At 43.3% G+C, this 24176-nt stretch carries 22 protein-coding genes; 8 read left to right on the plus strand and 14 right to left on the minus strand.

Annotated elements, in window-relative coordinates:
- Window positions 1-344: 344 nt before the first annotated feature.
- Window positions 345-1442 carry a molybdopterin-synthase adenylyltransferase MoeB gene (gene moeB, locus A3EU_RS0127465; RefSeq protein WP_020539395.1) on the plus strand — a complete coding sequence of 366 codons (1098 nt, stop codon included), beginning with the start codon at window positions 345-347 and terminating at the stop codon, window positions 1440-1442.
- Between the two features lie 120 nt (window positions 1443-1562).
- On the opposite strand, the gene A3EU_RS0127470 is transcribed toward moeB, so the two are convergent.
- On the minus strand, window positions 1563-1781 hold the full coding sequence (locus A3EU_RS0127470; RefSeq protein WP_020539396.1) for a hypothetical protein: 219 nt from the start codon (window positions 1779-1781) through the stop codon (window positions 1563-1565).
- 171 nt (window positions 1782-1952) lie between these two features.
- Window positions 1953-3128, minus strand: a complete 1176-nt coding sequence (locus tag A3EU_RS0127475; protein WP_020539397.1) for a hypothetical protein — start codon at window positions 3126-3128, stop codon at window positions 1953-1955.
- Window positions 3129-3268: 140 nt separating this feature from the next.
- Here A3EU_RS0127475 and A3EU_RS0127480 point away from each other — a divergent pair, with 140 nt between their 5' ends.
- On the plus strand, window positions 3269-3616 hold the full coding sequence (locus A3EU_RS0127480; protein ID WP_020539398.1) for a 4Fe-4S binding protein: 348 nt from the start codon (window positions 3269-3271) through the stop codon (window positions 3614-3616).
- Between the two features lie 346 nt (window positions 3617-3962).
- On the opposite strand, the gene A3EU_RS0127490 is transcribed toward A3EU_RS0127480, so the two are convergent.
- The 4 genes from A3EU_RS0127490 to A3EU_RS0127505 form a co-directional block, all read right to left on the minus strand.
- Complete coding sequence (locus A3EU_RS0127490) at window positions 3963-5048, minus strand: aminotransferase class V-fold PLP-dependent enzyme (protein ID WP_020539400.1); 1086 nt, start codon at window positions 5046-5048, stop codon at window positions 3963-3965.
- Window positions 5049-5158: 110 nt separating this feature from the next.
- Complete coding sequence (locus A3EU_RS0127495; RefSeq protein WP_020539401.1) at window positions 5159-6529, minus strand: hypothetical protein; 1371 nt, start codon at window positions 6527-6529, stop codon at window positions 5159-5161.
- Window positions 6510-7076 (minus strand): RNA polymerase sigma factor, encoded by a 567-nt coding sequence (locus tag A3EU_RS0127500; RefSeq protein WP_020539402.1) that lies wholly within the window; start codon window positions 7074-7076, stop codon window positions 6510-6512. Before A3EU_RS0127500 ends, A3EU_RS0127495 begins: the two co-directional genes overlap by 20 nt.
- A gap of 6 nt (window positions 7077-7082) precedes the next feature.
- A complete protein-coding gene (locus A3EU_RS0127505; protein WP_020539403.1) occupies window positions 7083-8135 on the minus strand; it encodes a hypothetical protein in 1053 nt (350 codons plus the stop codon).
- Window positions 8136-8338: 203 nt separating this feature from the next.
- On the opposite strand from A3EU_RS0127505, the gene A3EU_RS32120 reads away from it, so the two are divergent.
- Together A3EU_RS32120 and A3EU_RS0127515 are read left to right on the plus strand one after the other, a co-directional pair.
- Window positions 8339-9742 (plus strand): alpha/beta hydrolase-fold protein, encoded by a 1404-nt coding sequence (locus A3EU_RS32120; RefSeq protein ID WP_020539404.1) that lies wholly within the window; start codon window positions 8339-8341, stop codon window positions 9740-9742.
- Between the two features lie 125 nt (window positions 9743-9867).
- Window positions 9868-10122, plus strand: a complete 255-nt coding sequence (locus A3EU_RS0127515) for a hypothetical protein (RefSeq protein ID WP_020539405.1) — start codon at window positions 9868-9870, stop codon at window positions 10120-10122.
- Between the two features lie 178 nt (window positions 10123-10300).
- Here A3EU_RS0127515 and nusB read toward each other — a convergent pair whose 3' ends face one another.
- The 3 genes from nusB to A3EU_RS0127530 all read right to left on the minus strand — a co-directional run bounded on the left by nusB (window position 10301) and on the right by A3EU_RS0127530 (window position 13510).
- Window positions 10301-11245, minus strand: coding sequence for a transcription antitermination factor NusB (gene nusB / locus A3EU_RS32125; RefSeq protein ID WP_083937605.1), 945 nt, complete (start codon window positions 11243-11245; stop codon window positions 10301-10303).
- 88 nt (window positions 11246-11333) lie between these two features.
- Window positions 11334-12944, minus strand: coding sequence for a DoxX family protein (locus A3EU_RS0127525; RefSeq protein ID WP_020539407.1), 1611 nt, complete (start codon window positions 12942-12944; stop codon window positions 11334-11336).
- Between the two features lie 11 nt (window positions 12945-12955).
- Complete coding sequence (locus A3EU_RS0127530) at window positions 12956-13510, minus strand: DUF1599 domain-containing protein (protein ID WP_020539408.1); 555 nt, start codon at window positions 13508-13510, stop codon at window positions 12956-12958.
- A gap of 98 nt (window positions 13511-13608) precedes the next feature.
- On the opposite strand from A3EU_RS0127530, the gene A3EU_RS0127535 reads away from it, so the two are divergent.
- The gene (locus A3EU_RS0127535; RefSeq protein ID WP_020539409.1) at window positions 13609-14274 is read left to right on the plus strand and encodes an IMPACT family protein; all 666 of its coding nucleotides are present in this window, start codon (window positions 13609-13611) and stop codon (window positions 14272-14274) included.
- Window positions 14275-14290: 16 nt separating this feature from the next.
- Here the strand turns inward: A3EU_RS0127535 and A3EU_RS33380 are convergent, their stop codons facing one another.
- From A3EU_RS33380 to A3EU_RS0127550, 3 genes are all read right to left on the minus strand, one after another.
- Window positions 14291-14932, minus strand: a complete 642-nt coding sequence (locus tag A3EU_RS33380; RefSeq protein ID WP_020539410.1) for a methyltransferase family protein — start codon at window positions 14930-14932, stop codon at window positions 14291-14293.
- 68 nt (window positions 14933-15000) lie between these two features.
- The gene (locus tag A3EU_RS0127545; RefSeq protein WP_020539411.1) at window positions 15001-15732 is read right to left on the minus strand and encodes a GNAT family N-acyltransferase; all 732 of its coding nucleotides are present in this window, start codon (window positions 15730-15732) and stop codon (window positions 15001-15003) included.
- 593 nt (window positions 15733-16325) lie between these two features.
- On the minus strand, window positions 16326-17663 hold the full coding sequence (locus A3EU_RS0127550; protein ID WP_020539412.1) for a NupC/NupG family nucleoside CNT transporter: 1338 nt from the start codon (window positions 17661-17663) through the stop codon (window positions 16326-16328).
- 127 nt (window positions 17664-17790) lie between these two features.
- Here A3EU_RS0127550 and A3EU_RS0127555 point away from each other — a divergent pair, with 127 nt between their 5' ends.
- On the plus strand, window positions 17791-18471 hold the full coding sequence (locus A3EU_RS0127555; protein ID WP_020539413.1) for a uridine kinase family protein: 681 nt from the start codon (window positions 17791-17793) through the stop codon (window positions 18469-18471).
- 13 nt (window positions 18472-18484) lie between these two features.
- Here the strand turns inward: A3EU_RS0127555 and A3EU_RS0127560 are convergent, their stop codons facing one another.
- Window positions 18485-19378, minus strand: a complete 894-nt coding sequence (locus tag A3EU_RS0127560; RefSeq protein WP_020539414.1) for a hypothetical protein — start codon at window positions 19376-19378, stop codon at window positions 18485-18487.
- 86 nt (window positions 19379-19464) lie between these two features.
- On the opposite strand from A3EU_RS0127560, the gene A3EU_RS0127565 reads away from it, so the two are divergent.
- Window positions 19465-20679: an NAD(P)H-dependent glycerol-3-phosphate dehydrogenase gene (locus A3EU_RS0127565; RefSeq protein WP_020539415.1), complete on the plus strand. Its 1215-nt coding sequence runs from the start codon at window positions 19465-19467 to the stop codon at window positions 20677-20679.
- A gap of 57 nt (window positions 20680-20736) precedes the next feature.
- Window positions 20737-23235, plus strand: coding sequence for a YfhO family protein (locus tag A3EU_RS32135; protein WP_020539416.1), 2499 nt, complete (start codon window positions 20737-20739; stop codon window positions 23233-23235).
- Window positions 23236-23299: 64 nt separating this feature from the next.
- Here A3EU_RS32135 and A3EU_RS0127575 read toward each other — a convergent pair whose 3' ends face one another.
- The gene (locus A3EU_RS0127575; protein WP_020539417.1) at window positions 23300-24064 is read right to left on the minus strand and encodes a hypothetical protein; all 765 of its coding nucleotides are present in this window, start codon (window positions 24062-24064) and stop codon (window positions 23300-23302) included.
- Between the last annotated feature and the right edge of the window lie 112 nt (window positions 24065-24176).

Raw genomic sequence — 24176 nt, forward strand, 5'->3', positions numbered from 1 at the left:
TATTTCTCGGCTCTTGACGATTCTCCGTTAAAAAAACAGACAGCAACGGTTTCTTACCAGCTTGCGCGGAAGTTGAGCCCTTTGTAACCATTACTGCATCCAAAAGTTTGAACAAAACTGTTGGCTTAACTTTGAGCAAATGATGCCGGGCGAACGGCTTCGCAAGCGATCAGGAATCACTGGCTGTTTTTAGGAGAATCGTCACAAGCCTTGGGTTTTGCTTCTTTTTGCCAAGAAAAAGAAGAGTACAACACTCTTGCTCGCTACGAAAAACTCGACTTAAATAGGTACTTTTCGCGAGAAGACACGCCTCTCTCTTTACGACTTTCAGTAAAATAACTAACGTGAATTTATCAGCAGAAGAAAAAAACCGCTATGCTCGCCACCTGATCCTTCCAGGTTTTGGAATGGAAGCCCAACTAAAGCTTAAGGCTGCCAGCGTTCTCGTTATTGGTGCCGGCGGCTTGGGTTCTCCATTGTTGCAATACCTCGCCGCCGCCGGTGTGGGCACCATCGGCATCATAGACCCTGACCGTGTAAGCAGTAGCAACCTCCAACGGCAGGTGCTCTACGGTGAGAAAGATTTAGGTAAACTAAAAGTAGAAGCCGCTAAAGAACGGTTACTTGATTTGAATCCTCATATTACTATTGTAACCTATCCGCAAGTTTTTGATAAAAAAAATGCGATGAAAATTCTATCTGAGTATAATATAATAGCAGATGGAACAGATAATTTTCCAACCAGATATCTGGTCAACGATGCCTGTGTCTTGGCAGGGAAGCCCTACGTCTATGGTTCTATCTTTCGTTTTGAAGGGCAGGTGAGTGTATTCAATCTTTTATTGCAAGACGGGAGCAGGAGCCCTAATTATCGCGACCTCTACCCTACTCCGCCGCCACCAAACCAGGTTCCCAACTGTGCCGAGGGCGGTGTATTGGGGGTACTACCCGGCATAATCGGCGCTATGCAAGCCAATGAAGTCATCAAAATCATTTCGGATACAGGCACACCTTTGGCTGGAAAGGTTGCATTGTTTGATGCAGCCCATTTCACCCAGCACACCTTGCGCTATAAAGCAAACCCTGCTATTAAAATAGAAGAACTGATTGATTACGAGGTATTCTGTGGGCTTCCTGCCCAAGAGCAACTGCCCAGCATTGATGCAGGGGCATTTAAAGCGATGCAGAAACGTGGAGATGATTTCGTTCTACTTGACGTAAGAACACCACCAGAGTATGAGGTGGATCATCTGGGAGGGATATTAATTCCGCTGGGAGAACTTTCTGACAACTGGCATCAACTTCCCAATCGGCAATTGATTGTGGTACATTGCCGGAGCGGAGCTCGCAGCGCAAAAGCTGTAGCTCTGTTACAAGAAAAGGGATTTTCTCAGGTATATAATCTTGAGGGAGGTATAAATGCTTACCGCGACTTAGACTAAGGAACAGCACGAAAATAAAAAGCGATTTTGTTTTTCATAATAGTTAAATAAGCGCTTCATTTTAAGTGTTTTAACTATTTGGAAAACTTAAAAAAATCGCAGTTTGTTTTCTGCGCAATGCTAACAAGCGCAGTACCACCATTTCTTCAATTCCTCCTCTGTTTCCAGGAGGTACTCCTTGATTTTTGTCATTCCGACAAAGCGTGCACCTCCATCGGTAAGAATGGCTTCTTTAAGATTGCGATTCAATCGAACAGAGTGAGCTAAAGCGAGTTCAGTAAGTTTGTCGACTAAGTCCATATTGGACTCGTCCTTGCGAGGGATTTCCAGTTTAATCATTTCCTTTTTTGGGTTGGCTGTGTTAGCCTGAGCGTTCTTTGGGGAGCTAAGGTTAAAACATTATTAATCAATATACTTCTGACGTATACTGTGCAAAAATGTAACGCAAATCCTCTCCTATTAGTTGCCTAAAATCACGAATAATATTAAATGTTATCCCCTAATTTTTTATTAATCATTCGAAGGTCGGCTAATAGCACTTAAACGAACAGCTAAATTGAGAATTCCCCGGACTTGTTCTTGTGGTGCTTCATGCCATAATTTATTTGGAGGATGTATCATATCGTCCAGTAAAAGGGCATTATTCAACTGATAATAAGTCACCCAATCTTCCCTGGTAGCTGCTGCAAATTGAGCGAAAGCGGCTTCGTAACGCCCACATGGAAGAGGAGCCGTGCTGAAGTCACAAAATTCGGGTGCTTCCTCTCCTCTGCCCATTACATTGATCCAGGCAAAGACATTTACAAAACTCTCTTTGTAGTAATAACGGAATTCTCTCCAAAAATCGGTAGAAATAGGAAGGTCTGCTGCTGCCACATAAGCATTCAGCAAAGCCAGTGATCCACCAACAGGTGGAAGTCGGCAACGGTTAGTGGCGGTGAACCCTGCACAAGGCAGCTTTGTATCTTCAAACTGTAGTTCTCTTCGAATGTACTCGCTCCAATCTTCTCCTGCAACATCAAGATAGTTGGTACCATAGGCATCATCATACAATTTAAGCGCATAAAGCGCTGCTGCATTGTCTGCAGGCCGCAACGCCATATCTTCCGGTCGTGAGGCCAAGTGTTTATATTGAGACCGAGAAATACCCATTACAAGGTAAATCGACAATTCTTCCCACTGTAGGTGGTATTTATCATCTTCGGTGTACAACTGATAATGCCCCAGTATTATGGCTGCTTGAGTTAGGAAAAAAAGCTGTTGCTCCCACTTTTTCTTGTTCTTCCAAAGCGGAAAATGGTCTGTATCGCTAATATAAGCAGCCATCCAAGCCATGTGCTTAGCTATACGAGGGTCAGGCTCATCGAGTAGGTCGGCCATCTGGTGCAAGGCGATAGCCGACTGGCTCATCATAAAGATGGTAGTCTCCTGAAGATCGTCTTGGCGATAAACATACTCCTTCAATTCTTCCTTGTCTAGCCCGTAAAGCAACTGCTTGTAGAAACCTTCTCGTTGCCAACCCGTTATTTCTACTAACCAAAGTCCTAGTAGGAATAATGCAATTAAAGTACCAACACCTACCAGAGCAAGCGCTACTCTGGGAAGTCTTTTTCGAAGCAAATAGGCAATAAACCAGAAGAGTCCGGCTCCGAATAATAGGATAATTAAGAAGGCAATTAATGGCATATTCTCATTTAACTGAATATTCGGCAAGATAGGGCTTTGGCAAATGCTGAGCAAACATTAAATTTGCGGGCGAAAACAAAGCAGGTATTCCTGATGTTTACCCGATGAATACGTGCAGATAAAATAAATACGACCTCGCTATGGCGATAATGATAACCGACGAATGTATTAATTGTGGTGCTTGTGAACCTGAATGCCCAAATAACGCCATCTACGAAGGCGGTATGGACTGGGCTATTGAGGATGGCACTTCAATTACCGGCCCCTACACCATTGAAGGTGATCGTTCTGTTGACGCCAGTAAGCGTTTAGAACCTGTATCTGACGAATTCTACTACATTGTTCCTGACAAATGTACAGAGTGTGTTGGTTTTCACGAAGAGCCTCAGTGTGCCGCCGTATGTCCAGTAGATTGCTGTGTTCCTGATCCGGAAAGAGAGGAGACCGAAGAGCAATTATTGGCCCGAAAAGCGTCCTTACACCTGTAGTATTATCCTTCCATTGCTGTTTTTATCTCTTAGAGCATGTTTGGGACTTGTTCCTACTGCGAAACCGTCCCAAACATGCTCTTAGAACCGTCGCTTTAACCAGCGATCGGGCTTAACTTTCTGTGTTTTCTTCGTCATTTCATCTAAACGAAGCTTGCAAGATGCACACCTTAGAAGATGCTCTCTAGTGCGTTTAAGCGCTTTCTCTCCCATCCGATTGGATAAGAAATCATCTAGATCATCATCTTCAAGATGAACCAAATTTCCTTTTATTTGCCGCCACATAAACCAGAATACGGCCAAGGCAAATACAACTACAATTAAAGCGCCACTGCTCATTTTATTATTATTTTACTTTCCGTAATACCTCCATTAAACGCTCCCAATCCTGTGTATTGTTATAAACATTAGGTGCAATCCGAATGGTTTGTCCGCGAACACTTACCAAAATACTCTGTGCTGCAAGGGCAGCCTGAACAGCTTCCATTTTTACTTCTTTGGGCAAACCTAAGCCTACGAGATGCTGCGCCCTTTGCCCTTCGGGCAAAATATGATAGTCCATGGAAAGTAATTCTTCCAGATAAGGCCTATTCAAATTAGCACAATACTCCTGGATACGAACAGGCTCCCAGGCATTGATCTGCTGAAGAGCTACCTCCAACATTGGCATAAGTATAAAGTTACTCTGCTCGCCCACGCAATAGCGACCTGCAAGCGGAAGGTATTCCGATTGGTAATTCACCAAATTACGAAAATCATCACTTCCTTTACGGTTGATCCAGTTCTCTTCTATAGGTTGCCCCCCGTCCATCGTTGGGCCAAAATAGGCTACGCCTGTTGAGTAAGGCCCCATCAACCACTTGTAGGCCGCACAAATCAGCGCATCAGGTTGAATTTTCTGTACGTCAAAAGGCAAAGCCCCCACAGATTGAGTGCCATCGATAATTAGCCAGGCACCAACTTCTTTGGTTTTTCTTCTAATCGCTTCCAAATCAAACAAAACTCCTTCTGCCCAGTGTATGTGAGAAAGAGCCACCGCGGCCGTATTGGGGCCGATTGCAGCGAGGATTGCCTCATTCCAACGTTGGCCCTTATTGGGGCCATCATCTACCTTGACTGGGGTTAATTTACCACCTTTCTCTGTTGTGAGTTGGCTCCACGAATAATAGTTGCTGGGAAACTGATCGGCGGCAATAATTACTTCCTGGCCCTTTTCTATCGGCAGGTTCCTGGCTACCGTTGCAATCCCATACGATACAGAAGGAATCACCGCAACACGGTCGGCTTCAGCAGCATTGATGGTTTTAGCGAAAGCAGCTTTTACATTCCGAACCAGATTAAAGAAATCTGTTGGTGCAACGCGATTAGGTGTATTTTTCAGGCTTACCGCATGTCGCCCAGCAGATTCAACACTCTTGAGTTGAGGGGACATGTAAGCGCAATTCAGGTAGGTTACAGACTCATCTAACTGAAATAGAGACCTCTGACATTTTAGCATTTGGACGGGCATTTCGTCAAAGATAAGCCGCCGAGATCAAATTCTTACCGTAAATAATACCTTAGCCCCAACTGAAGGGCAGAAAGTCCGCCAAAAGGCTCTTGTTTGCTTGGCCAAGCCGTTAGGTGGTGCTGATATTGAAGGGCCGCCTCCCAATGTTTCGCAAATTGATATCGAGCACTACCGTTAAGGCTCCATTGTAATCTATTCGCATCAATAGCAAAGGGACCATTTACAGCATTGGTAATCGAATCTAAATCATAGACCGACAAAACACCTTCATAAAGATCTACCCGTAAGCCATTAGGATCATTTTCTAAAGGCTGGTTCACCGCAGTCGACGAGCTTTCAAAAATAGCAAAAGCTTTGGTAAAATAGCTCCCTTGTACTGACATTCCTAGGCTAAACCGAGGAGATACCTGATAACTACCGCCGAGGTAAAGGTTAAGGCGTGAAGTTTCCAAATTTTGAAAAGCCAAGGTTCGCTCTACGGAGTAACCACTACCTGTGTTAGGCTGAAGTTCATCAGCAAAAGCATTATCTTGATTTCTCCCTACAAAAAAAGAGCGCTTATTGAGCTGGTATTGCGCGCCTAACTCCACATTCCACTTAGTGCCGAGGTCACGTTGCACGCCAGCACCTATGGCAATACTGCTATAATCAGCCGTGGTCAATGACACACCACCTTGGCCCTCCAAGTAATAATTCCAAGGACTAACAGGCTTGACTTCAGCAACGTTAACAGGGAGATGCGAATTGGCAGTAGAAAAAGGAAAGTCGCTAATGGTCGGCAATAGGTAAGAGATCGCGGTCACCGCTGGAGAGCGATTAGCCGTTATAAGCTCGGAGGTTTCCGATACTATTGAAGGTCTATTTTCATTGACAAGTAACTCAGCGGTTACATTATTAAGCCTTGTACTTCCCTCTGCATTAACAATGATGGAGGATGGCGCTGGGTCGGTTTGATAATCAATCGTATTTTCAGAGCGGTCATTTTCTTCATCAATAGGTGCTTGCTGAAACGAAGAGGTGGGTGCTTGCTCTACCGCGAAGGATGAAGCAACTTCTTGCTCTACCAAACGCCCTTCTACTGGCACAGTGGGCGTTGGAGTTTCAGACAAAAGCTCATCATTCTGCTGATAAACATTTTGTTCAGCGGTGTTTGTATTATCCGCAATAACAGCTTCTTTTTCTGTTACAACCGCAGGTACGGAGGAATTTTGGCCACTACCTTTACCAAACAGATAAATGTTCAATAATAGGACAACAATACCAGCCAAGCCAGTCAGCCACCAAAATGCGCCACGCTTCTTTCGCGGCATAGCTCGGTCTAGCTCCTGCTCCATCTGCATCCAGGCATTATCAATCAATGCCGGATCCAGCTCCCTGTCTTTATTATCCTGTATACTGGCCACTATGATTTGATTCTTTGTTCATTAATACTTTCAACTTTTTCCGGGCATTGGATAAATGCCACTTGGAGGTGCCGTCACTTATCCCCAATCGCTTTCCTATTTCCACGTGCGTATAGCCGTCTACCGCATAAAGCCAAAAAACCTCTCGAGTAGCTTTGGGTAGTTTATCTATCAGGCTTACCATGTCCTCAAAATACAGCTGGTGTAAAGCTGAGGTCGAAGTTGGCGCATCCCAATCTTCAACTGGCAGGAAGCGTACTTTCTTGTCGCTTTTCCGATAATAATCCGCCATACTATGAAAAACCAAGCGGCGTATCCAGCCCTCCAAAGAGCCCGCAAATTGAAAGGTATGCAGTTTGGTAAACACCCGTAAAAACCCTGAGTTTAAGATTTCTACAGCCTCTTCTTCTGAATTGGCATAACGCTGACACATCCGATACATCTTCGGAAAAAACTTACGGTAAAGCAGTTCCTGAGAGCGGCGGTCGTTATTCACGCAGCCCTCTACCAGTTCCCGTTCGTTATTATTGTCTTTCTGTGTTGCCAATTTTATTTAAAATAATAAGCCCAGCGAAAATAAAAATCGCTGATAGGTGATATTACGATATTCTATATTTCCGTTAAACGGGCGCTCCTGAACATAATAAGCGTCCTGTAAGCGGTATCCAAGGCTAATCGTAAAATTTGTTTTTTCAGTAGCACCTAAACGCAGTCCTACTTCCGGGTGAATCATCCAGCCTCCTTCGGCAGTTACTACTCCTTGGTTTTTATTGGTAAGCGCAAAACCATAACCTGCGCTTAAGCCAAGGTAAGGCGCCACGATACTTCTGCTCAAATAGCCACGATAATGTCCAAAAACACTGAGAATAGACTCGCCATCTTCCAGATCATAGGCATCATAACTCACCCCGAGGCCTGCCCCCACCAATCGATTAAATTGATAACCCATAATATGCTGAATATTAAAGCCTATTGCAGATTGCGTAACCGTAGCTTCCTGGAAGTTCGGATCAAAAAATATAACGTCATTATCCCGTTCTCTTTTTCCAAAAGAGAATGCAAAACTTGTCGTATTAAACCACCCTTCTTCCTGAAATTCATAAACGGGCTTACGACGCTCAAATGAAGGCTTATCTATATTCGGCTCCTCCGATAGATATTCACTAACGTGCTTAGCACTTGGCATTTCGTAGGTGATCTCTCTCACCTCTGTATCCATAATAAAAACAATATATCTAGTTGTCTTTAGTTGAACCTTCATTTCTCCTTCTGGGGAATAAGACTTGATAATTCCCTTGTGAACTGTCCCGTCATTCAAGGTAATATTGCTAATTACTTTTTTTTCCTGAGCGATGGGAAGCGCTGTACGCCAACCCTCCTCTACAGAAGTGGGTAGCTGCTGAATCTGTTCAACGGCCTCCAGCGGGTAAGTTTGTACAATATCGTCTTCAGCTCTCTTAAAAACAATTTTATTATCCTCTGTGTAATTAAGGATCGTTCCCTGAACAGTCTTACCACTACGGAGATGTAATACATCCGCAGACTGCGCCATCAAAGTCAGCAGAAAACAAGAGAAAGCAAATAAGAAGGTGATCTTTTTAATCATTCTAAAAGTAATTTTATTAGCAAGTCTACCTCATTGTACAGTCAAGACAGTCGACTGTCAAACAAAGGTTGGGTATTTGCAGTGATAAATTAAAAATCGTTTAGCTGCAAGTAAAATCTTAATCCTTTTCCTGTCTTCAATTAGAGAATCAAATTACCTTTGCAGCCAAAGGTAATCCGTCCCTTCACAATATAACATTTCCTATGATGCTGCGTCATTTCCGTCTATTCCTTAACCTTCTTTTCCTCCTTCCTATCAGCCTTTGGGGGCAACTTCTCATCGAAGTCAGCAATCTTCCTTCTACAACACCCCCTGGGAGTGATATTTATATTGCAGGAAGTTTCAATGATTGGTCCCCTGACAATACCGACTATATTCTGGCAGAAACTTCCCCCGGTATTTACCAAATTGAACTCGACATCGCAGCTGGCACCTACGAGTTTAAGTTTACCCGTGGTAGTTGGCCTACTGTTGAAGGTACCACAAGTGGAGCTTTTCGCCCTAACCGACAAATTACCTATAGTGGCGGACAGCAAACGGCGTCGCTTATCATTGACGGCTGGGAAGGACTCAGCAGTGGCGGCGGTACCGCTGCTCCTAATGTAGAAATTCTTTCGAATAACTTTTACATACCACAACTCAATCGCAACCGCCGGATTTGGGCGTATCTACCTCCTGATTATTATACCTCTAGCCGTGAATACCCGGTCCTGTATATGCATGACGCCCAAAATCTTTTTGACCAAACGACCAGTTTTGGCGGAGAATGGGAAGTTGACGAAAGCCTCAATGAACTCTTCAATCAAGGCGATCCTGGCATTATTGTCATCGGTATAGAAAACGGTGGCGGAGAACGAATTAACGAATTAACTCCTTGGGCTAACCCAACTTACGGCGGCGGCGACGGAGCTGCTTATGTAGATTTTATCGTTGAAACACTGAAGCCTTACGTAGACAACAACTACCGCACCAAAAGTGACCAGCCAAACACAGGCATTATGGGTTCCAGCCTTGGCGGGTTAATTTCGTTATACGCCTGTATCCGTCACCAGGATATTTTTGGCAAAGCAGGTGTACTTTCCCCTAGCCTTTGGTTTACTGATGATATTTATGATTTCGTAAGCAGTACAGGCAAGCAAGCTCAACTAAAAATAGCTTTGGTAGCAGGAGAACAAGAGTCAAGTACAATGGTCGCTGAGCTACAAGCTATGTACAATACCCTGCTTAGTGCAGGTTTCAGCTCTGATGAATTACTCCTCACAACCCATGCCGATGGCGAACATAGTGAGTGGTACTGGCGGCGAGAATTTCCAGGAACCTATCAATGGTTATTTCAAATCGTTAGTATTCTTCAAGGCTCCCTGGAATTAGATGGTATCAGCTATTGGCCTAACCCAGGGACAGACTATCTATTCATTGATGGTCTTCCAGCAACCACTTCCTCTTGGCAAATGGCTATTTATAACACCGCTGGACAAAAAATCAAAGAATCCTCATTTAGCAATACTCAAATAGATGTAAGCTTTCTTTCATCTGGAAGCTACTTCATTGTTATTTGGAATGATAACGAAGGATGGAGTGTTGTGAACTTTCAAAAAAACCGATAACAAGTGCTCATTGGCAAATTTAATACCGCTTTTAACGCAAATTGATTTCTTTTTATGCCGAAAAATCGTTATTTTTAAAAACAACAATGTGTAAAAAAATCTGATCACTTAAAAGCTTATCGCCGATGAATATTACATTTTCAGAACTTCGCAACATCAAGCACCAGATGCCAAGTGGCAGTGTAGGTCGCATTGCCAATGAATTGGGTATCAACGAGCAAACGGTAAGGAATTATTTTGGTGCAAATAAATTTGAGGAAGGTGCCCTTACCGGTAAACATGTTCAGCCCGGACCAGAAGGTGGCGTCGTTTCTTTAGAAGACACGGCTATACTGGAAATTGCCCAGCGAATTATCCAAGAGAACAAGCTAGGCATGTAATTTATCACCTAACAATATGAGTCATCCCGAATTTTGATTATCATCAAAATCCGTGCTGACCAATCGCAAAACTTATAGTTTAAAATAAAACCTCATGATTTCTATTAGTGAAATCGTGGGGTTTTGTACAAATAGTCAGATAAATCACTCTTTTCAGATGCTTAGTTAGCCTTAGCTTTTATTCTTCTTTTAAGCCCCTTCCTTTCTTTTGTACCAACCCTTGCTCCGTCAGCTGCTTTAGTAAGCGATCTAGTACACCATTAATAAAATCCTTGCTCTTATCTGTACTGTACAGCTTAGCAACCTCTACAAATTCGTTGAGGGTAACTTTGGAAGGAATAGAAGAGAAATATAAAAATTCTGCTATCGCCATTTTAAGAATAATCATATCGAGAATTGCGACTCTTTCTGCATCCCAATTTTTGAGATTAGGCTCAACTATACCGAGTAATTCTTTATCAGCGTCTACTACTTTTTCAAGCAATTCCTGCCCAAACTCACTGATGGTTTCGTCTTGTGGCTCATAAGTCTCCAGAAAATCTTCCTCTACAGGAAGACTTTTAATCGTTTTTTTCATCGCACCAACCACCAAGCTCTTATCGTCCATCCACAATGGAAACTGATCTTCCATCATAGAGATAAAGGTCTCGTTGTTGATTAGAAAACGGTAAAGTTCAAGCAATATATTCCGATGATCTTCTTCTTTGCTTTCAGCTTGATTAATGTAGGCCTTGTACGCTTCTGTTTTTGAAAACCCTACGTAAAGTTTACGAATCAGATCAGCATCCAAGTGCTGCCCCAGACCAAAACGGCCATGAGCATTGGTGAGTGCAAAATTTTTGGCAAGCGACTGAAGCGCCTCATTATTAGCCAGCTTGGCCGAAAACTCTTGATCAGCTTCCGTAGGACGGAGCTTACCGTCCTTACGAATTTTATCCTGTCGGGCATATTCCGCTACTCGCATAAAAGCCAGTAAATTAAGCAAATACAGCTTAAAGGAATCATCTACCATCCGGCGATAATACTTAACTGCACCTTTGACACCGGTTGTTGGTTCCTGCTCGCGGTTTTTCGCGTACAGCACCTGCATAACCTTGATCCGGACGTTTCTACGGCTTAACATGATTTCAAGTAACGTTTGATGAACAGGAAACAATCCCGCTATAAAATTCCTGCAAAGGAAAGCATTATCCGCTTATAATCACAAAGAATTAGGATTCGCTGAGAAAATCTGCCTGAATATTATCAAAATTAGGGATGTTTTTAAAGTGCCATTTCTTCAGAACAGTCCCTTCCTTCATAAGTACTGGCCCTGGGTTAGAACGAACAATGGTCTTCAATAAAATATCATCGCCCATGAAAAATGGAATCTCCGTACCCAAAGCTTTTTGGAAACTGGCAATCCGTTCAGGGTCTGAATAAGCTGTAATGGCATAAACTTTTAATCCAGCCTCCGCAGCGGCTTCCATAACAGGTAAGAAGTCATTCTTCCAGCGGGCCACATAAGAAGGGTCCCAATCGTAGATAGTGGTCACCACTTCTTTCTGATTCACTTTCGTCAACCGGCGTTCTAAAACAGTATCCTGTAAGGTAATTACGGTATCTGTTACAAAGATAGAATCAGGAACTATGGTTGTTTCTTGATGTTCGGTACCATACAAACGGTAGGCGACGATCATTATGTGAGGTTCGCTTTCCTGTAAAATGCCGGAAGTGATATCGTTCCCTCCCAAGTCACTGATTTCAAAATCACTAATCTTTGTCCGAACAACTTCTGGTTCTGACTTTACCTGATCGAGTTCCCATTCTTCTGCCGGATACTTGGCGTATTCTTGCAAATAAACGTCAAAGGGCAACTCTACCACTTCACCGCTGGCCTTATTAGTCATTTTATAGGCCAGTACTTTAACATTGGCCTCTGATTCTTCTTCGAGTGCTTTGCGTTCCGCAATATTAGCTCCTTCTCGAAACGGCCGGAAATCCACTTGAGGAATGTCCGTTACGTAATTAGTAAAAGAATAAAGCATAAGTGCCAGGACACTACCAATAATGGCCATATTTTTACTGAGGTACTCAATACCTACAATTGCCACAAAAAACACCGGTAAGCGCCAGCCAATGGTGTATCCATTAATATAAATGGCCAAAATAGAGATTCCTACCGCAAGGCCAACGGCCAATGCACGCTGAGATCCTTTGGTGAGTTCGTGAAAAGATTTTGTTGCAAAAAGGAAGATAAGGCCAGGTATCAGCAAAAAGATATCCTTGAAGAAGGATACACGGGGTTCTAGCTTGAGAAAATCGCCAAAACAACCACAATCAGTCACCTTCATGCTTGTTGGTTCATAGCTGCCCCACTGCCCAAACTGGAAGAAATTTACGCCTTCAGGCACGTATCCTGTCAGGTAAGTAAAGCCTGTCAGGAAAGTAAACACCAAAACCAACAGGAAGTAGGACCAGGCCGTAAACTTGCGCATAACACCTATAAGTAGGTTGAAGCCCAGGAAAATTTCAAAGACAATCATAAATACCGCAAAAGCCACAGCATACTCCGCTAATGCCGGAAACATAGGTGCCAGAAAGGCTGCTTTCGTACCTGCAAAAGTTGTTTCAAATTCTGCAAAATACTGCTCCATTTTGTAAGCAGTTCCCAGTGGGTCAACTGCTTTCACCAAACCGGAGAATATAAAAAGACCTCCAACAAAATTTTGAAGAAGACTTATCAGGAAATTCTTGATCAATTTACGATCCATAGCTTTTTGCATGCCCGTCAGAGCAATAGCAAAAATGGCAAGTCCAATAATGAGTGTAGGTAGATTCATAATAAGCTGGATTATTGTGGATCACTCGATCCATCCTCTAACAATATTAAGGCGAAAACGGCATAATTGATAATATCACGGAAATTACCTTCTTGCCCTTCAGAAACGAGGGTATGGCCCTGGTTTTCTTCAATCTGTCTGATTCTAAGCAATTTAGCTAGCATCAAATCGGTAATAGAGGTTAGCCGAAGCTCCCGCCATACCTCACCATAATCGTGATTCTTTTTTTCGAGAAGTGCGCGGGTACCCCTAATTTCGGTATCGTATAGTGCAGCTACTTCTTCAGCACTGAGGTCAAGCCCACTATCAGCAGGTAACCGAGACTGGATGATCGCCAGGATACTGTAATTGATAAGACCTTTGTACTCCCCGTCTAGCGGATCGTCTACAAGTTGCAGGCCTTTTTCTTCAATACTACGTAGGCGTTTGGCCTTGATAAAGAGCTGATCCGTCAAGGAACTGGGCCGAAATATCCGCCAAGAAGAACCATAGTCCTGATGCTTATTCAAGAAAACTTCCCGGCAGCTGGCCATTATTTGATCGAATTGCTGAAGTGTACTTTCCACTTAGCGGCTTTTTTATTGTTCTGCAAATGTAACAACTCCTCCATTATTGCTTGCAAATGAATTGCAAAATATAGTTAACAAAAATAATTACGACCTTTATGACTGTGGAATATACAGATATATATCAAACCATTGAAGGGCCGTCCTTTGGAGAATTTAAAGATCGAGGAAGCAAATTCCTGGCCTATGCTTTCCCTGTGGAGGATACGGATCAAATTCAGGCTGCTCTTTTAGAAGTACGCAAAGAACACCCAAAAGCCCGGCACCATTGCTATGGCTATCGCTTGGGACTAGATCAGTATAACTATCGCGCCAATGATGATGGAGAGCCCAGCGGAACCGCTGGAAGACCCATTCTCGGACAAATCGACAGCGCAGAACTAACCAATACCCTCGTAGTCGTTGTGCGCTACTTTGGCGGAACGCTACTCGGAGCATCAGGTTTGATTAATGCCTATAAAAAAAGTGCAGCTGATGCCTTGGCTGCAGGTGTAAAGGTTGAAAAACTAGTGGAAGACGTCTACACTCTCCGTTTTGATTACGCCCACATGAGTAAGGTAATGAACGCTGTTTCTAAGCCTCCATTCCAGGTTATTGAACAACGCTTCACGATCACCGCTGAACTAGATGTTTCCGTCCGGCAATCACTCGCAGAAGAAGCCCTCAAGCAGCTAAAAGCCCAAGTAGCAGAGGTTTACCTCGAAGAGGTTGATGGCCTGGAAGAAATCGAAGGCTTTGATTTAGAGCATGCCTACACGCGTTAGTACGAGTAGGTGAAATTCAAAAGACAAATGGAATCAAACGCTTAGTTTTTTTGGAATACTCCACATAGGCTTCTCCAAAATGACTACGTAGCGCTTCCTCTTCTGCTGTGATACGTTGATAATAGGCAATCCCCATGGCCACCATCGCAAACAATAACCCGATCCAGGCCTCTAGCATAATCCCAGTTCCGAGATATGACAAGTAGGCTCCCGTATAACTGGGATGTCGGACCAGTGCATAAGGCCCAGTCTGTACAACTTGATGGCCCTCAATAATTTGTACGGTAGCTGTAAAAAAACGCCCAAGCGTACGAATCGCCCATACTCGAAAGACAATACTCAATAGCAATACGCCTACACCTAGAGGAAAACTCCAAGTGTATACCGTTTTCATATCGTGAAAATAGGCCCATTCTATCAATGGTACATGAAGCGATAGCAAGGACATCACGGTTATCCACCAAAAGGAATTCCGGTCTGTCCCAGCTTGTTCCTTTGCTTCTGTTGGGCGTGGTGCTGGCTGCGTTAGGAATACTAATGCCGAAGCCGTTGTCAGTAAAACAATGCGAATATCTAGCAGGCCCTCTAGACAGCCGACTAACGGAAGTACAATTCCCACAATGATAAAAAGCAAAATAGGTTTTATTTTCTTGCTCATAAGGGCATGATTATTTCTTCAAGAAAGCGTGATAAGATTTTGATTAAAAACATCCCCGTTGACTAAACTTATGCTGTACGGCGTACAGGAACTTTGCGAACTCGAGTATGCTCGTAAACGGTAAAACCATCTGACTTATAGGCTGCGGCCATGTCTTCAAGCTCTACTCGCTTATCAGCCTCAAGCAGGCCATCCTGTAGGTACAACGCACTCACTGGAGCATCTTTAGCCCAAGTAGTTTGCGAACATACATTTTTAAAACCAAAGCTATGATACAAACGAGCATGCAAAGGATTACAAGACACAAAAGCGGTCCAGTCTTCCTCTAGCAATAAATGCATGATGATTGCATTGCTAATAATAAATTTGGCAAGGCGCAGCGATTGGTATTCTTTATTAAGCACTAATCTGCTTCCTTCTGTTGCTACCGGGGAATGCTCCACCAGGTTGTCAAAATTTGCATTGTCATCATCTTCAAAATAGCTCATGATAGGCAATACGGCCTTTTCTTTGAGCATTTCCTGCTGATCCAGAATACCCATTTCCTTGAGCATTCTAATAGAAGACAGCACTGGTTTGTTTTGGATAATCCGCAGACCACCGATAAGTTTTTGTTCATCTGCTTCTTCGACAAACAAACCATAGTGACGAGCACGGAGGTCATAATCATCGACATCGATTTCTTCCTCGTTGGCCCTTAGAAAACCTGCACAACGAGTGCTGTTATAAATCGTGTACCGAAGGCGAAGCCAATTCAACATTTCCTGCTGATTCTGAATTTCTCTGAAGTAATAAGTCATGTGAGCGCACATTTAAGTTGATAAAAGAATAAGTACTGACATAACAAAATCCTATCTCTAGACCTCTCAGTCAGAGAATAGAAGTTTAGCGCCAATTTCATTGGCGGTCAGCACAGTCTACAGTGTGCTTACTCACTTGGGTTGATACCCTTCAATACCTAAAAAAAGGCATAGAGGGGTTGTAGATTGAGGTGGGCCAAGGGGGACTCTCACAACTCTATCTAAAAACTTTTTTAACTGGGTGGAATGTTTGTTCAGAGTGAGGCAATTAAGCCTAATTGGGTAAAAATCTAAGCTAGTTGTTCTGTTCTATACTGCAAAAAACGGCTTTTTTAGCGCTATCGTCTCTATTCAGACTAAAAAAAACATATATTTTTCTATATATTTTTTATTCGTATAAAAAAATAATTCTATATCATTCTCTGTAATAACTCCTTTACGTCCTTGTTATTAGCAACAATAATGGTTTCTCAGAAAGGCATCTCTTCCTACTTCTTGTAATAAAAGGGAGCTCGCAAAAAATAATCTACACTCCTTCCTACAAATTTTACTTGTGTAGCCCAATCCAGCCTTCTAGCAAAAAAATGTGGGATTTAAATAAACAACCCAGCAATAGCCCCCGTAAGGAAACAGGCAATGGTCCCCCCTATCAAAGCTTTAATACCAAATGAGGTTAAGGTATTTCGTTGTCCGGGAGCTAAAGAGCCAATGCCTCCAATCTGAATGCCAATGGAGGCAAAATTGGAAAATCCACACAACGCATAAGTTGCGATAATAACAGATTTCTCGTTTTTGAGCAATCCCTCTACGAGGATTCCCTGAAACTGTTCATAAGCTACAAATTCATTGATCACCGTTTTCAGGCCTAGCAATTGCCCAACGACTGTAATATCTTCAAAAGGGACACCCAAGATCCAGGCAAAAGGAGCAAAAACCATTGCTAACAAGTAGGTGAAGCTAAAGCCTTCAAAACGCCCGCCTGTAGAAAGTGATATTTGCTCATTCCAGTCGCTAACACTCGGATTAAACCAAGCCACCGCTCCATTAAGCAAATCTGTTACGCTAAGGAAAATTTCATTCATCATGAAAATCATAGCCGTAAAAACCAACAACATTGCCCCGACATTCACCGCAAGGCGCAATCCATCAGTAGTACCCCGAGAAATAGCGTCTAATAAATTAGAAGCCTCTCCATCAGCCATTTCCAACTGCTTTTCGAGATCCTCATCTCGTTCCGTTTCTGGAAAAAGCATCTTAGCTGCAACGATTGCTGCTGGTGCAGAGATAATTGACGCCGTAAGTAAATGCTTGGCAAAAAAGAGTTTTGTTGCCTCGTCTGTTCCACCAAGGTAGCCCACGTACGCAACGAAAACACTACCGGCGATAGTGGCCATCCCACCTGTCATCAGACAGAGGATTTCCGACTTGGTCATTTTTTCCAAATAGGGCTTTACAACTAAAGGTGCCTCCGTTTGACCAATAAATACGTTTGCTGCTGCTGCGAGACTCTCTGGACCAGACAATCCCATTGTGCGTGTCAGCAACCAAGCCAGACCATAAACGATTTTTTGCAAGATGCCCAGATAATAGAGTACCGCCGTTAGTGCACTAAAAAACACGATCGTCGGTAATACCTGAAAAGCAAAGATGTAGCCGAAGGAACTCATGTCTGTAACAATGTTACCAAACATGAATTGCGAGCCAGCTGCCGTAAAGGCAATTACACTGGTAAAGCCCTTTGAAATCCAGTCAAAGATGCTGCTAACACCTGGCACAATTAAAATAAAAAAGGCCAGCATTAATTGCAGGCCCATTCCTATGGTTACCAAGCGCCAGTTGATAGCTTTACGATCACTACTTAATAAGTAGCAAATACCGAGTAAAACAGTTACTCCAAGGCTCGCGCGAAAAAGGTCGTTCAAAAAGTCCATACGGTCAATTAGTTCCAGCCAAAAGTAAGTAAACTATTTGTAACATCCCGAATGATTTTTCTTTTCCCTCATTCGTTTTATCCTCTTGGCGGAAAGCCTTACTTTTGGCCGAACCTACCTCTTCAGGATGAAACCATTTATTATTGGGATTACCGGCGGCAGTGGATCCGGCAAAACCACTTTTATTCGCTCACTTAGGGAACACTTCCCCGAAGAACACCTTTGCGTAATTTCTCAAGACGATTATTATCGTCCCAGAGAAGAGCAAAAGAGCGATAAAATGGGCATTACCAATTTCGATCTTCCTCGATCAATTGACAAAAAAGCCTTCATCAAAGATGTAGGACGCCTTATTAAAGGAGAAATCGTAGAGCGCCAAGAGTATACTTTCAATAACGAAAAGGCTACTCCCAAAATGCTAACCTTCCACCCTACTCCCATTATTATAGTGGAAGGGCTTTTTGTTTTCCATTTCCGTAAAATGAGACGACACCTTGATTTGAAGATTTACCTTCACGCCAAGGAAAACCTGAAGGTTATCCGCCGAATAAAAAGAGACCGGGTTGAGCGTAACTACCCACTTGAAGATGTACTATACCGCTACGAAAACCATGTGCTTCCCGCCTTCGAAAAGTACATCAAACCTTACATGGACGAAGCAGACCTTATCATTAACAACAATACCCAGCTCCAGATGGGACTGCGGGTTGTACAGGGTTTCCTAGACCACTATCTTTACGAACACAGGAAGAAAATAAAAAAACTAGCTCCTGGCAAACCTGTAAATGGAGGTCAAGAGCTAGTTTAGACGCTGGTATTTTCTAATCCGCCACAATGGCAATCTTCATATCCGGGCTGACCGCCAGTCGAGAGATATTAGTGATATTGTAATACCGTAGATCGGCAATTTCAATCCAGTCTTCATCACGAAAACGGTTGAATTTATAAATTTTACTGCCTCTTCCCATGATGTAGGAACCATCAGGTAGCACTGCGAAGTCCTCTACCCCACCCAAGCTGGTAATTATAGGTTGCGGAGTGAGGTTCCCACGTCGATATAATGATAGCTCCATGATTTGCCAGGCACCAGCTTCATTACGTTGCACAAAAGATAAATTTCCATTAGGAAGCTTTCTGATACAACGTCCAACATCTGTTGCCAATGGAATAAGGTCATCGGTATCAACATTGGCCAATGCCAAGTAACTGGGATTATCCACAACAAATACGGCTACCTCTTTGCTATTTATCCAGCAGTAGTATCCAATTCCCTGGAGATATTTGAATACCGGTTTGCCATTAGTCAATCGATCCATCGGGAATTGCCACAAGCGGATAACCGTATCACGCCCTATATACTCTTGGCGAATGGCCGAGAAATTATAAAAATCAGGCATCCGTGTAGGAGAAAACTCTCCTTCTGCGGTTTCGGTAACTCGTAACTTTGTCCGGTCTTTCAAGTTCAACAAATACAGCTCCGGTTGCTGCATTGAAGGCAACTGTGCAGAGATGTACAACTCATCATTCGTGAAGAAAGACGGTTGGTTATTGTAGCCATCAGCATTGAAAGCCGTCAGGTACTGTGGTTGATTAAACTCAAAAATACTATCAGATACCTGCTTCATATTGAAGAGGTAAACATTAGATTGAGGCAATTGAGCCATTACCGAAATGCTACAAAAAAATAATGCGAAGAAAGAGATGTACTTCGTCATAGGTGAATTTCTTTTCCTCAAATGTAGCATATCCACTGGTATTTGAAAAGTGGATGGTACATTAATGACAATTTTCTATCTTGAGAATGGATGAAAATCGCTCGTCTTCTTCCAGATCAAGCCAAGATCGTACGCAGGCTTACCTGAAAAGCCTTGGTGAAATTAACCGCAAAGAAGCATTTATTTTAATGACATGGTGGCTGATCATCCTCGCCTTTAGGCTATATTTGCCTGTAACATCAAGTCAGAATATTATGTCAGCAGTTATGGGGAAGCCCGTTGGGGTCATTGGCGGAGGGAGTTTTGGAACAGCGATTGCTAACCTCCTTGCCTACAATACGGACGTGATCCTGTATGCACGAAAAGAAGAAGTCGTTAATCAAATCAATGAGCGAGAAGAACGACATGGCATTATATTACCTGAAAGAGTTACCGCCACATCGGACCCCGCAGAAATAGCGGCTCGCTGCCATCTGCTATTTCCGGTGGTGCCCTCTAGTGGTTTTCGGTCGATGATGCGAGACATGGCCCCCTATTTAAGGCCTTACCATATCCTGATACACGCAACCAAAGGCTTCGATGTCCACGGCATGGCAGAATCAGAAATCGAAGAAAAAGGAATTACCCGCAGCTATGTCAGTACTATTTCAGAAGTCATCAGAGAGGAAAGTGTTGTGGTTAGATTAGGCTGTTTATCTGGACCTAACCTCGCTAAAGAAATACTGGAAGGGCAACCAACCGCCACCCTCATTGCCAGTAAGTTCGACGAAGTCATTTCCGCAGGAAAATCAGTATTAAGCAGTCCTGTTTTTCATGTTTTTGGTTCTTATGACCTTTTAGGTGCGGAACTGGCTGGTGCTTTAAAAAACACAATCGCATTGGGGTCAGGAATACTAAAAGGGTACGGCTTGGGAAAAAACATCCAGGCTATGCTCTTGACCAGAGGCCTGATGGAGATGGTCTATTTTGGCAAAGCGATGGGTTCCGAAGCTGAAGCTTTTTTCGGTACTGCTGGTATTGGTGACTTGATCGCTACTGCTACGAGTAAGAAGAGCCGAAATTATACTTTCGGATTTCGCATTGGTAGTGGAGAATCTCTGGAGCAGGTTTCCAATACCATGCCTGAATTAGCCGAAGGCGTAAGGACTTTACGTATCACTCGCCACCTGGCCAAGCATTATAAACTGAGGGTTCCCATCACAGAAATGCTTTATCGAATTGTCTTCGAAGATTTCCCGATCCAAAAAGCCATGGATTATCTAATGAGTTTCCCTTACGATGTAGACGTTGATGTCCTATAATATTCTTTATCTTGCGAACCTATATTTCCTGTATTATACCTATTGAAAAACTATAACATGCGTTTTAACCTATCCTCTTTTGTGCCGCACTTGGCTGCCTTGGGTATTTTTATTGTGGTTTCCATTTTTTACTTCACCCCACAATTCTCCGGAAAGGTCATCGAACAAGGTGACGTTATGGGCTACCGAGGCATGTCTCAGGAGCTACGTGCCTACAAAGATGCCACCGGCGAAGAAGCCCTCTGGACCAACTCTATGTTTGGTGGAATGCCTGCTTATCAAATCAATACGGTTAGCAGTGGTAATTACGTAAAAAAACTAGAACGAGTAGTACGTATGTTTATCAAGCCTCCTGCTGGTCAGTTTATCGCAGCGATGGTTTGTTTTTATGTATTAATGGTTTTACTTGGTGTAAACTCTTGGTTGAGTATTATCGGGGCCATTGCCTTTGGTTTTGCAACCAATAACCTAGTGCTTTTCGAAGCAGGGCACGAAACGAAGCTACGTACCATCTCTTACTTGCCATTGGTTGCCAGTGGTATGTTGTTGGCTTTTCGCAAACGATACCTCCTCGGTGGCATCTTATTTGGCATTGGCTTAGGTATGGATTTGGCCGCTAACCACGTCCAAATGACCTACTATTTCTTTCTCACAGTATTAATCTGGGGAGTAGCAGAATTGATCAGCAATATTAAAAACAAAACCCTTCCTCATTTTGGCAAAGCGGCAGCGGTACTGATTGTTGGCGGACTACTTGCCCTTGGCTCAGCAGCGTCTAACCTTTGGGTTACCTATGAATATGCGGAAGATACTATGCGGGGTGAGCCCATCTTGGAGCAAGAAGCCAGTGCTGCCCCTGCTTCCAGTAGTGAAGTTAATGGCCTCGACTGGGATTATGCAATGCAATGGAGCAACAATACCTTAGATGTTTTCTCTGGATTTATTCCTGGTGTCGTTGGTGGTGGATCAGCACAGCCTACAACTAGTGATTCTCCTTACGGACAAGCACTTCGGCGGCTAGGTGCTGGACAAGGAAAGACTTTTGATGCTCCGCTATATTGGGGCGGCTTACCCTTTACTAGTGGGCCTATTTACTTTGGAGCTATCATGGTATTGTTCTTCTTGGTAGGATTATTTCTGGTAGAGGGCCCTGTAAAATGGTGGCTAGCGCTGGGTACGCTATTTACAATTTTGCTTTCTCTAGGAAATAACCTGGAAGGATTTAACCATTTCATTTTTGACACCTTCCCTCTTTACAATAAATTTCGAACACCAAATTCGGTCCTTAGTGTAACCTCACTCCTGATTCCAATTTTAGCGATACTTGGCCTGAACGAAATATTTAGCGGCAAAGCCGACAAAGCCAAAGCTATTCGAGCCCTGGCGATTGGCGGTGGTATTAGTGCTGCAATTGCACTATTTTTTGCAATCGTTGGTCCTGGCATGTTTGACTTTGTTAATCCTCGTGATGCCCAACAATTTGGACAAGCAGACCCTCAGGTGATTCAAACACTTATGACAGGCCTCGCAGATACGAGAGCCGATCTGATGCGGTCGGACTCGCTCCGAAGTCTAATCCTTGTAGCATTGGCTGCGGGTTTGGTTTACTTCTATATTCAGGATAAACTAAAATTAACACCTGTACTCATTGGTTTGGGGGTGTTGACTATTTTTGATCTCTTCGGTGTAGGAATGCGCTACCTTAATCAGGATGATTTCAAAAGACCTACTTCTATTAGTCAGTATTTTGCGCCACGGGCAGTAGACCAGCAAATACTACAAGATAAGGATCCTCATTATCGGGTTTTTGATGCTACGGTTAACACCTTCAACTCGGCCCAATCATCTTACCACCACAAGATGATAGGTGGCTACCATGCTGCTAAGCTCCAGCGTTTCCAGGATTTGATTGATCGTCATATCACACGAGGAAACCAAGGGGTACTCGATATATTAAATACGAAATACTTCATCATTCCTGGCCCCGAAGGACAACCTACTGTTCAGCAAAACCCTGGTGCGTTAGGAAATGCCTGGCTCGTAGATTCTATTGTTGTTGTCCCTAATGCTAACGTAGAAATAGATGGCTTGGAGTACCTTCCGCTAGAGCGGGCAGCTGTCGTACATCAAGAATTCGATAGCTATGTAAACACACTCAAGCCCACAGGGCAAGGTGCTGTACGCTTGACAGAATACCGCCCTGATCGACTTACTTACGAAAGCAATGCGGCTCAAGAAGAACTGGCCGTCTTTTCAGAAATCTGGTACGGCCCCGATAAAGGCTGGCAAGCTTACATTGATGGAGAGCCTGTAGAGCACATCAGAGTTGATTATGCTTTACGTGGTCTAAAAATCCCTGAAGGTGTTCACGAGATCGTCTTCGAATTTGCTCCTCGAAAATACTTCCTGGGTAAAACGATCTCAACGATTTCTTCTCTTGCTTTGATTTTGGCCTTAATCGCGTTCATCGTCTGGACAATTAAAAACCAAGCACCAGCTTTGGCTACTGAACCAGCAACCAAGCCTGCAACCAAACCCAAGTCAAAGAAAAAGTAGCAAATTTTGAACCAGATGAACTGGACTTTAGCCATTTGGCTAAAGTCCAGTTTATGTTTTGGGCTTACCACTCCCCTATTTCGTACTTCTTTGCGGACTCGAATACCTGATCCGGCACATGCTCAAATACGCCAATATCCGTTAATTGCCCGCGACCACGATTGCCGGAAAGGAGAATCTTTCCGTAGGTATTGTAATCTGCCCAAGGAGTGACAAAACGCGGCTCATTGTCATTAAATTGGGTATAAAACAACCATTCTATTATCAATTTGTTGTCATTGTCTATTTTGACCCAATATTTATTCTCTGGAGTATCCCCTACCCCATCAAACGTAAGCTGTAAGGTATGCTCAATCGTATCACCACGGGTTTCCTCCCCCAGGTACTTCAGGGTCACACCCGAATCTTTTAGCTTGTAAGGCATTACTAACCAATAAGAGTCATTGATCCAGATGCTTTTAGCTCTGGCCGTATATTTAGTAATACTATCCGCTTCTGTCAAGTAAGCTCCGTTCTGCCATATCTTCCCCTCGCCGGTATTTATGTCAACCAGGTAAACCTCATCTGTGTCAGTAAAGTCGATACGTACATTTCCCGTCCATTTATCCCAAAGCAGGGTACGGCGTCCAAAAAAAGTCCATCGAATAAAGCGGGTATTATCCCAAGCAAGCCGCCCGCCCATACTTTCCATAACTTCATCAGCCAACTCAATAGCTTGCTGGTCAGAAGCAGCATTATTAAAGCCTTCTGCTGGCGGGTTATCTGATTGCGCAAAAGAAAAAGTGAGTAGACAAAAGAAGACCGTAATAGTTGTCAAAAAAGTTTTCATAGTCGTGATTGATGTGAACATGAATTATCCCGAGGTCACAACCTCTCCAACAGCTTTTGTATAGCTTTGTTTCAAATAAAAATCCCCTGGTCCTCCATAAAAGAGCACCAGG

The organism is Lewinella cohaerens DSM 23179, from assembly GCF_000379805.1.
GTDB lineage: Bacteria > Bacteroidota > Bacteroidia > Chitinophagales > Saprospiraceae > Lewinella > Lewinella cohaerens.